Origin of the sequence: Natronococcus sp. CG52, from assembly GCF_023913515.1 — an archaeon.
Classification (GTDB): domain Archaea; phylum Halobacteriota; class Halobacteria; order Halobacteriales; family Natrialbaceae; genus Natronococcus; species Natronococcus zhouii.
The window spans coordinates 1167190-1178729 of the sequence record NZ_CP099391.1; the positions used below are offsets into that span (position 1 = coordinate 1167190).

The 11540-nt window shown below is 63.4% G+C and carries 14 protein-coding genes; 11 read left to right on the forward strand and 3 right to left on the reverse strand.

The genetic code is table 11. The features are described 5' to 3' along the window. Positions 1 to 271 precede the first annotated feature (271 nt). The 5 genes from acs (at position 272) to NED97_RS06080 (ending at position 5321) form a co-directional block, all read left to right on the forward strand. A complete protein-coding gene (gene acs / locus NED97_RS06060; protein WP_252489824.1) occupies positions 272 to 2248 on the forward strand; it encodes an acetate--CoA ligase in 1977 nt (658 codons plus the stop codon). A 58-nt stretch (positions 2249 to 2306) separates the two neighbouring features. Then, positions 2307 to 2852 carry a DUF4212 domain-containing protein gene (locus NED97_RS06065; protein ID WP_382206088.1) on the forward strand — a complete coding sequence of 182 codons (546 nt, stop codon included), beginning with the start codon at positions 2307 to 2309 and terminating at the stop codon, positions 2850 to 2852. After that, positions 2849 to 4534, forward strand: coding sequence for a sodium:solute symporter family transporter (locus NED97_RS06070; RefSeq protein WP_252489825.1), 1686 nt, complete (start codon positions 2849 to 2851; stop codon positions 4532 to 4534). The genes NED97_RS06065 and NED97_RS06070 overlap by 4 nt, the downstream gene beginning before the upstream one ends. A gap of 3 nt (positions 4535 to 4537) precedes the next feature. Next, a complete protein-coding gene (locus tag NED97_RS06075; protein WP_252489826.1) occupies positions 4538 to 5023 on the forward strand; it encodes a universal stress protein in 486 nt (161 codons plus the stop codon). 67 nt (positions 5024 to 5090) lie between these two features. Continuing rightward, positions 5091 to 5321: a hypothetical protein gene (locus NED97_RS06080; RefSeq protein WP_252489827.1), complete on the forward strand. Its 231-nt coding sequence runs from the start codon at positions 5091 to 5093 to the stop codon at positions 5319 to 5321. A gap of 111 nt (positions 5322 to 5432) precedes the next feature. Here the strand turns inward: NED97_RS06080 and NED97_RS06085 are convergent, their stop codons facing one another. Both NED97_RS06085 and NED97_RS06090 read right to left on the reverse strand, forming a co-directional pair. After that, positions 5433 to 5657: a hypothetical protein gene (locus NED97_RS06085; protein WP_252489828.1), complete on the reverse strand. Its 225-nt coding sequence runs from the start codon at positions 5655 to 5657 to the stop codon at positions 5433 to 5435. A 222-nt stretch (positions 5658 to 5879) separates the two neighbouring features. Continuing rightward, the gene (locus NED97_RS06090; RefSeq protein WP_252489829.1) at positions 5880 to 6371 is read right to left on the reverse strand and encodes a cupin domain-containing protein; all 492 of its coding nucleotides are present in this window, start codon (positions 6369 to 6371) and stop codon (positions 5880 to 5882) included. Positions 6372 to 6613: 242 nt separating this feature from the next. Here NED97_RS06090 and NED97_RS06095 point away from each other — a divergent pair, with 242 nt between their 5' ends. From NED97_RS06095 to NED97_RS06115, 5 genes are all read left to right on the forward strand, one after another. Then, entirely contained in the window at positions 6614 to 7156 is a 543-nt protein-coding gene (locus NED97_RS06095; RefSeq protein ID WP_252489830.1) for a tRNA (cytidine(56)-2'-O)-methyltransferase, read from the forward strand. Positions 7157 to 7685: 529 nt separating this feature from the next. Beyond that, complete coding sequence (locus NED97_RS23205) at positions 7686 to 7985, forward strand: AMP-binding protein (RefSeq protein WP_345781228.1); 300 nt, start codon at positions 7686 to 7688, stop codon at positions 7983 to 7985. A 114-nt stretch (positions 7986 to 8099) separates the two neighbouring features. Next, positions 8100 to 8624 (forward strand): transcription factor, encoded by a 525-nt coding sequence (locus NED97_RS06105; protein ID WP_148858871.1) that lies wholly within the window; start codon positions 8100 to 8102, stop codon positions 8622 to 8624. Next, positions 8624 to 9298: a DUF2110 family protein gene (locus NED97_RS06110; protein ID WP_252489831.1), complete on the forward strand. Its 675-nt coding sequence runs from the start codon at positions 8624 to 8626 to the stop codon at positions 9296 to 9298. Before NED97_RS06105 ends, NED97_RS06110 begins: the two co-directional genes overlap by 1 nt. Before the next feature lies 1 nt (position 9299). Further along, entirely contained in the window at positions 9300 to 10070 is a 771-nt protein-coding gene (locus tag NED97_RS06115) for a DUF5803 family protein (protein ID WP_252489832.1), read from the forward strand. Between the two features lie 24 nt (positions 10071 to 10094). On the opposite strand, the gene NED97_RS06120 is transcribed toward NED97_RS06115, so the two are convergent. Further along, entirely contained in the window at positions 10095 to 10559 is a 465-nt protein-coding gene (locus NED97_RS06120) for a chemotaxis protein CheW (RefSeq protein WP_252489833.1), read from the reverse strand. 154 nt (positions 10560 to 10713) lie between these two features. Between NED97_RS06120 and NED97_RS06125 the strand changes: the two genes are divergently transcribed. Next, entirely contained in the window at positions 10714 to 11445 is a 732-nt protein-coding gene (locus tag NED97_RS06125) for a chemotaxis protein CheW (RefSeq protein ID WP_252489834.1), read from the forward strand. Positions 11446 to 11540: the final 95 nt, after the last annotated feature.

Consider the following 11540-nt stretch of genomic DNA (forward strand, 5'->3'; position numbering starts at 1 on the left):
TCGGGTTCGACGATCGGCGTGATTCGGGACGACGAGAGGCTAGCGGTCTAGGCTCGGGCCGTTCTCCAGCCGTCGAGCGATCGTCGACGCCCCGATCGGTCTCGTTTCGGTACCGTCGGCGTCGCGAGACCGTCCGTAAATCGGTGATAAACCGGTCGCTTCCGGGATCAAATGTCAAATAGGTATCAACGCAGCTTCCGGTAGATGGCCGCCGTTTTGTACACCTAGAGGGAGGCTTTACTATGACGGTTGTTCATTGAGTGGTTGTACCATGACAGAGGACGACGTCAATCTCGAGGCACGGCTCGAGCAACAGGACACGTTCGAGCCGTCCGAGTCGTTCGTCGAGCAGGCGAACGTCACGGACGAGGGGATTTACGAGGAGTTCGAGGAGAACTGGCCCGAGTGCTGGGAACAGGCAGCCGACTTGCTCTCGTGGGACCGGGAGTACGACACCGTCCTCGAGGACGGGAACGCGCCGTTCTACGAGTGGTTCACCGACGGGGAGCTCAACGCGTCCTACAACTGTCTGGACCGGCACGTAGCGGAGGGAACCGAGGACCGCACCGCGATCAAGTGGGAGGGTGAATTGGGCGAGACTCGCACCTACACCTACAGCGAGCTCTTAGAGGAGGTCGAGGCCTTCGCCGCGACGCTCCTGGAACTCGGGGTCGAGGAGGACGACGTCGTCACGCTCTACATGCCGATGATTCCCGAGTTGCCGGTCGCGATGCTCGCGTGTGCCCGCATCGGTGCGCCCCACTCGGTCGTCTTCGCCGGTTTCTCCGCGGACGCGCTCGCGACGCGGATGAACTCGGCGGACAGCGAGTACCTCGTCACCTGCGACGGCTACTACCGCCGCGGCGACGCGCTCGACCACATCTCGAAGGCCAACGAGGGTCTCGCCGACGTCGACCACGAGGTCTCCGACGTCGTCGTCGTCGACCGACTGGGCGACGACCTCGAGCACTCCCTCGAGGACGGTCAGCACGACTACGACGAACTGGTCGACGAGCAGGAGGGCGCCTCGGTCGACCCCGTCTCTCGGGACGCCGAAGATATGCTGTTCCTGATGTACACGTCGGGGACGACGGGCCAGCCGAAGGGCGTCAAACACACGACCGGCGGCTACCTGGCGTACACGGCCTGGACCAGCCACGCCGTCCTGGACCTCGAGCCCGACGACACCTACTGGTGTTCGGCCGACATCGGCTGGATCACGGGCCACTCCTACATCGTCTACGGGCCGCTCGCGCTCGGGACGACGTCGGTCATGTACGAGGGGACGCCGGACTACCCCGAGAAGGATCGGCTGTGGGAGATCATCGAGCGCGAGGAGGTCGACGTCTTCTACACGGCGCCGACGGCGATCCGCGCGTTCATGAAGTGGGGCAAGGAGTACCCCGCCCGGCACGACCTCTCCTCGCTGCGCCTGCTCGGGACCGTCGGCGAGCCGATCAATCCGCGCGCGTGGAAGTGGTACTACAAACACATCGGTAACGAGGAGTGCCCGATCGTCGACACCTGGTGGCAGACCGAAACCGGCGGCATGATGATCACGACGTTACCCGGGATCAACACCATGAAACCGGGCACCGCCGGACCGCCGCTGCCGGGCATCAACGCACAGGTCGTCGACGCACAGGGTGAGGAGGTCGGTCCCGGGAAAGCCGGCTACGTCACCGTCGACAAGCCGTGGCCCGGGATGCTCCGCACGCTGTACAAGAACGACGAGCGGTTCCTCGACGAGTACTGGCGCGAGTACTCCGACGAGGACGCCGACGAGTGGGTGTACTTCCCCGAGGACGGCGCGAAGATCGACGACGACGGCTACATTACCATCCTCGGCCGGGTCGACGACGTCATCAACGTCTCCGGACACCGCCTGGGAACGATGGAGATCGAGTCCGCGATCGTCGGCGTCGAGGGCGTCGCCGAAGCCGCGGTCGTCGGCGGCGACCACGACGTCAAGGGTGAGGCGGTCTACGCCTACGTGATCCCCGAGGACGGCTACGAGGGCGGCGACGAATTCGCGGACGAGATCGTCGACGGCGTCGTCGACGCCATCGGTCCGATCGCGAAGCCCGAGGAGGTCGTCTTCACCGACGAGCTCCCGAAGACTCGCTCGGGCAAGATCATGCGTCGACTGCTCGAGGACATCGCGAGCGGAAACGAGCTCGGAAACACCTCGACGCTTCGGAATCCCGAAGTCGTCGACGAGATTGCAGAGCAGGTACAGGGCGACTGAGCCGGCCGCATTCTTTCATCGGCAGACAGATGACGGCCACAAACGCGAACCCGATAATATGACAGACAATACCAGCCAAGACCCGGACCGAACCGCCGAAACGGACGGCAGCGTGACGTCCGAAACGATCCACGAGGTCGAGGAGAATAGCACCTCGGATGAAAACCAACGCGATTCGACGAAAAACTCCCGTGAAGTGGCGACCGACGGCGGGATGAGCGACGTGGAGCGAGAAAAACAAATCGAATACCTCGACGTCGAAATCAACCTGTTGAAGCCGGCAACCCCGTTTATGCGGGATCACCTGCGAGTCATCTGGCTCGGCTTTGCAATCTGGGTGTTGACGACGTTCGGACCGATCACGGCGACTCGTCTTGCACCCGGCGTGATGACGAGCCAGATGCCGGTTCTCAGCTTTCCGTTACACTACTTCCTGATCGCGATTGTTGGCCCATCGGCGGCGCTGATCCTCTCGGTGTGGTACGCACGCAAGCGCGACCGGATCGACGAGAAGTACGGGATCGAACAGCCGACGGCCGCGTCGGAGACGACCGAAACGGCTCCGGATGACGCGGCGGCAACCGATGGAGGGAGCCGGGAATGATGGATCTTTACGTTCCGCTACAGGCGAGTGAAGAGCTGCTTCCGGAGGGACTCGACATCTCGTTCAAGCTGGTCCCGGCAATCATCGTCGTCGGGATGATGCTGACGTTCCTCGCGGCTGGATTCCTGTACAAGGTCGCCGATACGGACGACATGTGGGTTGCCGGTCGTTCGATCGGGAACCTCGAGAACGGGATGGCGATCGGTGCCAACTGGATGTCGGCCGCATCGTACCTCGGGATGGCGGCCCTGATCGCGCTTTCGGGCGTCTACGGGCTGGCGTTCGTCGTCGGCTGGACGACGGGCTACTTCGTCCTGTTGATCTTCATGGCCGCGCAGATGCGCCGGTTCGGCAAGTACACCGCGCCGGACTTCGTCGGCGATCGCTTCAATTCCGACGCCGCGCGTGCCATCGCAGCGATCACGACGTTCCTCATCGGATTCGTCTACGCGCTCGGGCAGGCTCGCGGGATGGGACTGGTCGGCATGTACATCCTCGGCGACTGGTCGGCGGCGACCGGTGGCGCACTGAGCGCCTACCAGGTGATGATGGTGGTCTTCATGATCGTCACCATCGCCTACCTGACGCTTTCGGGGATGCTCGGTGCGACCAAGAACATGGTCTTGCAGTACGTTATTCTCATCGGCGCGTTCCTGCTGGGACTGCTCGCCACCGGCTGGGCGGGAGGTTACTCGACGATTCTCCCACAACTCGAGTACGGACAGCTGATTACCCAACTCGACTCGGAGTTCTCTGACCCGTTCGCGGGTGGGAGCTACTACCTGTGGATCGCGACGTGTTTCAGCCTGGTCTTCGGGACGTGTGGACTCCCGCACGTGCTGGTCAGGTTCTACACGGTTCAAAACGAGCGGGTGGCCCGCTGGTCGTGTACCTGGGGGCTGTTCTTCATCGCGCTGCTCTACCTGAGTGCCCCCGCGTTCGCCGCGTTCGGGACGGCGCTGTACGGTGAAGAGATCGGTGCCGTGTACGGCGAGAACGGGATGACCGGTGCAGCCGGTGACGTCATCGTCGTGTTGGCATCGCAACTCGCAGGATTACCGACGTGGTTCGTCGGCATCGTCGCGGCGGGCGGTATCGCCGCTGCGGTCGCGACGACGGCCGGCCTGTTCATCGCTGCATCGTCGGCGATCTCCCACGACATCTACGCGAACATCATCAACGAGGACGCGACGCAGCACCAGCAGGTGCTCGTCGGTCGTCTGAGTATCATCGCGATCGGCGTGCTCACGATCATCTTCGCGCTTAACCCGTCGGCACCGGTCGCCGCGCTCGTGTCGTTCGCGTTCTCGCTGGCCGCGATCGTGCTGTTCCCGATGTTCTTCCTCGGACTCTGGTGGGAGAATACGAACCGGCCGGGCGCGCTCGCCGGAATGACGAGCGGACTGATAATCTGGCTCATCCCGATGTTCAACGAAGGTCACTTCGGCCCCGGCTTTGGCGTCGAGTGGCTCGCGACCTGGATGCCGGCCATCGGCTCCGGCCTCATCGGCGTGCCTATCGTCTTCGCCATTACCATCGTCGTCTCGCTGGTCACCGACGAGCCGCCGCTGGAGACGAAACAGATGGTTCGACAGTGTCACAGCCCCGAACCGATGCCGAGAGACAAGACCGCGGCGGACGTCGTCGCCGAAAAGAACGGACGCGCCCCTGCGGACGACTGAACTATGTACGAACGAATACTCGTCCCCACGGACGGAAGCAACGTCGCGGAATTCGCGGTCGACAGCGCGGTCGATCTCGCCGAAAAGTACGGCGCCGAAGTCCACGCGCTGTACGTCGCCGATACCGACGCGGTCGCGTACAGTCTCGGTACAGAGCAGGTCGACCGCATTCGGCAGGGCGACTTCCAGGGTATGACGGAGTTGCGCGACGACGCCGAGAGCGCGACCGAATACGTCAAAGAGCAGGCGGAGGGCCGCAGTCTGACCGTCGTCGAACGCCACGCCGGCGGACAACCGCACCGAATGATCGCCGACTACGCCGAAGACAACGACATCGACCTTATCGTCATGGGGAGCCACGGTCGGTCCGGAGTCCGACGCGCACTGCTCGGCAGCGTCACCGAGCGCGTGCTGCGCTCGACGCACACTCCCGTGCTGGTCGTCGACTACGAGGACAGCGACGACCGAACCGCTAACGCACAAGACTGACGTATTACCGATTCTTTTCTCACAGTATGAAACGATCACCGTCGGCACAGTCGCGAGGACCCGCGCGATGAGCCTCGCCGACCGCTTTCGCGAGCACGTCAGCGAAAATCAGACCGGAATGCTCTACGATCTGATGTTCGCCGTCGCCTGGGTCGGCCTCGTGAGCATCCTCTTCGATTTCGTCTTCACCGACGCACCAACGTGGGCGTTCTACATGTTCCTGCTCGCGGGGATCCCGGCTTACTTCGGGTTCTTCTTCTCGCTCGAGATGGCGAAACAACAGCAACGTCAACGGTGACGGTGACGGCGGCTTCGCCTGTAGGGCCGATCGTTCGCCGACTCGAGTGAGAGGCGGCGGTGATCACACGCCGTCGGCGAAGGGCAGGGGACCACCGTTCGACTCGAGTCGCTAGTCGTTCTCGGCGGCGGCGAGATATCGCTGTCTGAGACGGAAAGAGAGGATGCTCGCGCCACCGAAGATGATCGGGAGTGCGACGTCGCCCGGCGACCCCGAAAGCGCTGGAAGCACGCTCATTCCGGCCATCATCGCGAAGAGGAGCGACAAGAGTCCGGTGATCGGAGCGCCGAATCCGTCCGGAAACACCGACGCCTTTCCGTTTGATTCGTTGCTCATACGGAGCCCTTCGAACCGCGGTCGCTAATAGCTACGCTTCGCCGGCTCTCGATCGCTCGAGATCGCGCTACGCGTCGCCGGTCGTCGACGGCAGGCCGCCGGGACGCGGGAGCGGCCGATACTACAGCCGCGTACTCGACGGTTCGATCGCGGGTGTTCTCGAGGGCGCGTCGGACGAGCGAGCCTGCCGCCGTTCCGGGTGAGCCGGCGCGTCGGCTTTGGTTACGACTCGCGTTCGTCTTCCTCCCAGTACGACGTCTCGTCGTCGATGCGGTAGTAGCCCTCGAACGTCCGTTCGTCGCGGCCGCCCGGCGGCGAACCGACGTAGAGGCCGAACTTGCCCATTTCGGGGTAGATAGTGACGTCCGGCTCGTTCATCGTCGAGATCGCCAGGTATCGAAGCGCGTCCTCGCTATCGTTGACGACCCGGTGGCCGCCGCTTTCGTCCGCAGGCAGGGTCACGAAGTCGCCGGCCGTCAGCGGTTCCTCGCCGTTTGCGGCTCGGAGGAGTCCGTCGCCGGACAGGACGTACAGCGCCTCCTCGTTCGCCGTGTGATAGTGGTAGGGCCACGACCGCATCCCCGGTGAGAGTTCGTAGAGGCTACAGCCGAGATCGGACGCGCCGACGGCACTCGAGAGTTCCTTTCGGCGGAACGCCGTTTCCTGCCGGTCGTACTCCGTCCAGTCGACGGCCGAGTCGTTGACCTTTTCCATGCGATGAGATCACGTGGTTGGGCTAAATAACAGTTATCGGGCACTGATTGCAGGCCGAACGTCGACACCTCTAGTAGTCGCTGAAAATCAATGCACAGCCGTCGTGCGATCGGTGTGTAAATCGGTTTAGTTGGTACTATAATGCGCGCAGCACTGACTCGGAACGAGCGACGCTGCAGGCGATTAGCCACCGCTGGACCGAAAGCGAAACCCCCTAACCTCGCCCGGGAGTGCACTCGAGCATGCACGACGATAGCGAGGTCGCCGTCCTCCGGCTCGGCCACCGTCCCGGCCGCGACGAACGGATGACGACCCACGTCGGACTGACGGCGCGGGCGCTCGGGGCCGACCGCGTCTGGTTTCCCGACAACGCCGGCCAGTCGCTCGAGACCGTCGAAGACATCACGAATCGGTTCGGCGGCCCGTTCGAGGTCGAACTCACGGACGCTCCGAAGGCGCTCATCCGCGACTGGGAGGGCCGAATCGTCCACCTCACGATGTACGGCGAGCGGATTCAGGACGTCGAGACGGAGATCCGCACGACACGGGAGAGCGAGCCGCTGCTGGTCGTCGTCGGCTCCGAGAAGGTCCCCTTCGACGTCTACGAGGCCGCGGACTGGAACGTCGGCGTCACCAACCAGCCCCACTCCGAGGTGGCCGGACTGGCGGTCTTTCTCGACCGCCTGTTCGAGGGGCGCGAACTCGAGCGGGAGTGGGAAGACGCCGACCGCGAGGTGATTCCGACGGAGACGGGCAAGCGCGTGGAACCGGCCGACGAGGAGTGAGGGTGGGATCCGCAGATTCGGACGCAGACCGCAGTCGACCTTCCGCGCCGTTCGAACTTCCTTCTCGAGTTCTCTGACAGTACTCGAAAGCGACGATCATACAGAGAGAACCCGGTCCCCACGAGATAGTGCAGTATCTTCCTCGCACCGTAAACCATCTCCGGGTTCAGGGAGTGTGGGAATAAATATACCGTATCTAACCACATGCGTGGCAGAACTAATTCTATCATCTCCTGTACCCACACACACAAACGCTTCTAAACTGTATAGGTCAAAACAAACTCGATTCTGTTACCGACGCGAAATTATATACGTAAGTTTCAGTGTCATCACTATAGAACTGGCTGACGCCGATCCGGCGGCGCGCGACGGAAACGTCGCACGACTCTTCGAGGAAACTGCAGCCTACCGCGGGAACGCGCTGGCGATGAGACACCAGGACGAGCGGACGACTCACGCCGAGTTGCGTGAGCGGACGGCGGCGTTCGCGGGCGGACTTCAGGACCTCGGTCTCGAGCCCGGCGATTGAATGCTGGTCTTCCTGCCGAACTGTCCGCAGTTCCTCGTGGCGGCCCTCGGCGCGTTCAGAGCCGGCGTCGTGTTCTCTCCGGTGAATCCGCAGTACAAACGCCGGGAAGTCGCGTATCAGCTCGAGGGTACGGAGGCGACGGTGATCGTCACGCATTCGTCGCTTCAACGGATCGTCGACGAGGCCCGTGAGGGGGCAGGCTGGAGCCGGACGTCGTCACCGTCCCGAGCGAACACGCGGAGCGCGACGGACGATATCGCGTTCGTCGACGCTCTCCCGCGGACGACCAGCGGGAAGTAAAGAAGTACGAACTCCTCGAGGACGACGAGTCGTCGCCGGCGTGAACCGGCGACACGGCTGGAAGCCACGCCGCGCTCAAAAGACTTAATGGGTGCATGGCGTTACGTGTAGGCAATGGCTTTTGAGGACCTGCTCGAGGATCCGGTCATCCAGAAGTACTTGCACGAGCTGGTCGGTCCCACGGGGATGCCCGTCGCGGCGGCGCCGCCGGACGGGGAAGTGACCGACGAGGAGCTTGCGGAGGAACTGGACCTCGAGTTGAACGACGTGCGGCGCGCGCTGTTCATTCTCTACGAGAACGATCTCGCCGGCTACCGGCGGCTGCGCGACGAGGATTCGGGCTGGTTGACGTACCTCTGGACCTTCGAGTACGACAACATCCCGGAGAACCTAGAGGAGGAGATGTACCGGCTCCACGACGCGCTCGAGGACCGCCGGGAGTACGAGCGAAACCACGAGTTCTACCTCTGTGAGATCTGCTCGATCCGCTTCGAGTTCGGCGAGGCGATGGACTTCGGCTTCGAGTGTCCGGAGTGCGGTTCGCCGGTCGAATCGATGGACAACGACCGACTCGTCAACTCGATGGACGACCGCCTCGACGCGCTCGAGGACGAACTCAACATCGACGCGGACGCCTGATGGTCGTACTCGCAACCAAACTCTACGTCGAGGGAGACGCCCGCCAGCGCTCGCTCGACTCGCTGCGGTCGCTCGTCGACAACGAGATCGGCGAACTCGACGTCGAGTTCGACCTCGACGTTCGCGACGACGACTTCCCCGAAGTCACCCTCGAGGGCGAAGACGCCACCGTCGCGGGGAACGTCCTCCGCGAGGAGTTCGGCGAAATCGTTCCCGAACTCGAGGCCGGCGAGACCTACGTCGGGACGCTCGAGTCCTGGGACGAGGACGGATTCGTCCTCGACGCCGGACAGCCCGTGCGGATCCCCGTAGACGAACTCGGACTCGGTCCCGGTTCGCCCACCCAGATCCGCGAGCGGTACGGACTCGTCCAGCACCTGCCGCTGCAGTTCGTCTACGAGAGCGAGGACGACCCCTCTCGGCTGGCCGACGAGGAGCAGGATCGACTCTACGAGTGGAGTCGCGGCGACGGTCGGCTCAACGTCAACAGCGCGACGCGCGCGGAGGTACGGGCGACGCTCAACCGCGCCGGCCACGCCCAGGACTACGTCACCGTCGAACGGCTCGGTCTGCTCGAGCAGAGCGTGATCTGCACCGAAGGGACCGATCCGCCGGGTCTGCTGGCGAGCGTCGGCGAGTATCTCCCCGCAGAACTGCGGTGTGTCGTTCCGTGACATGAACCGACGGCTCGTTCTCGCAGTGATCGCGGTCGCGCTGCTGACGTCGTTAGCGGGCTGTTCGATGATCTTCGGCGGCATCTCCGACGAGGAACTCGACCGCGAGCAGGAGTACGACGATCTTCACGAGAGCGACGCCGATGTCGCCGTCGACATCGACAGCGGGAGCATGATCGGGGGCGGCGAGTTCCGCGCGGTCTACGATCTCAACGAAACCGAGGAGCTGTCGCTGTACCGCTCGAACTTCTACCGCGAGCAGGCACTGGACATCCACAGCGTCCGGTACTGGTACCCCAACGGAACCGAAGTGACGGGCTCCGACCTCGAGGTCGATCAGGGCCGCTCGAGCACCGAGGTCCGCGTCCCGGACGGGAACGGCACGCTCGCGTTCTCGGGTAGCGCCGGCAGCAGAACGTTCCAGCTCCCGGCGTACGTCGAGGGATCCTACGAGGTGACGACACCCGAAGGCTACCGGACCACGAACTTCCTGTTCGGTGACGTCAACCCGGGCGGCTACGAACGAGAGATCGTCGACGACCAGGAACGGCTGGCGTGGAACGACGTCGACAGCACGATCTCGCTGCGATACTACGTCGCCAGGGACATTCCGATCTTCGTCGGTCTCGTCGGCACCGTCGTCGCGCTCGGCGGGGTCGGGATCGCGTACTACTACCGGAAGGTCAAACAGCTCCGGGAGCAGCGCGAGGAACTGGGGCTCGACGTCGACATCGAGGACGATTCGGACGACGGCCCACCGGGATTCAACTAAGTCGCGCAGCTCTTCTACCGCTACTTAGCTGTTGATCGCGCGTTCGTCGAGCCAGACCACTTCCTCGCCGGCGAGCTCGAGGCGGCCCTTGACGAACCGAGTCGTCGTCGCGGTCCGTGGCGGTTCGAGCGCGCTCGTCCGGACGGTTCTCGCGGCGTCGACGTCGTCAACGAGCCAGCCGCGATGCGTCCCGTCCTCGTCCGTCTCGGCGAAGACGAGCAACTGAGGTTCGTCGACTCGAGCGGTAGTACGCAGCGCCGAGGTAAGGATCCGCGCGAGATCGGCGACGCGAACGCGCTCACCGGCGACGGTCACCGTGCCGGCGTTCCACGGATCCGACGTCCCCTCGAGAGAGCGGTCGTTCGTCACACCGAGGACGGAAGCGACGGCGTCGACGGCGACGGCGTACTGGTTCTCCGCGAGCGTGAAGGTGAGAAGCTTCGTCGTCTCGCCGTCGGACCCGTCGTTACGGTTCTGCGACGCGGTCATCTACTACGAACACGCGTCAACGGAGAAAAATAAAGGTTCCGAAGCGGATTATTTCCGAAAGCGCGCCGATCAGTTCGTCCCGAGAATTATCGAATTCAGTGAAAGACACGAGAGTCAACGTTTTACCGCTGGACTGTGAGTTGAAACCAGGAACATGGCCCCGGAACTCCCTGAAAAGCTCCTCGGTATCGACATCGACGACGCGGACGATCGGCGGTCCGGGAAACCGGACGATGCGGCGGACGAAACTGTCGAACTCGAGCGCTTCGTGTTCTTCCACGTCGGTGAACACCGACTCGCGTGTCCCGTCGACGAGGTGAAGACGATTACGGCGGTACCGAACGAGATGACGCGGGTCCCGCGGGCGCCGGCAGCGATCGAGGGACTGACAGATCTTCGGGGGGAGATCACTGCCGTAATCGATCCCCAGGTGCACTTCCCCACTACCGAGGAAGGTCGTGGGCGGGAACGACTGCTGGTCTTCGACCGGCCGTCGGACGAGCAGGCGGCGGCGGTCCGTGCCGACGACGTCCGCGGCGTCGACCCCGTTCCGAAATCGAACGTTCTCGACGCGGATGCGGTCGAGGATCGACCCGTCTCGGGTGACGCGCTCGAACACCCGGTGGTCGATGCGATTCTCGAGCGCGAACGCGAACCGGAGTTCGGCACCCGGCGTGGTAGCCCCGCGACGGAGACGGTCGATACCGATATCGACGTCACCGTCGGGACGGGAGACGAGGCCACACTCACAGCGCCCGACGAACAGCGCGCTCCCGGCGCTGACTCAGAGGGCGAGTTCCCCGCCGAAAACGACGTGACTGTCATCGAGGCGACACCGCTACTCGACGTCGAAAAACTGCTGTTAGCGTCCGGTCACATCAGATAAGCCGATCTATTATATCCCACTTTTAGCGCCCAGTTCTCGGTTTCTCACCGATCCCCGACGTTTATCACAACTGATAACCGAGAGACAGCATTTAT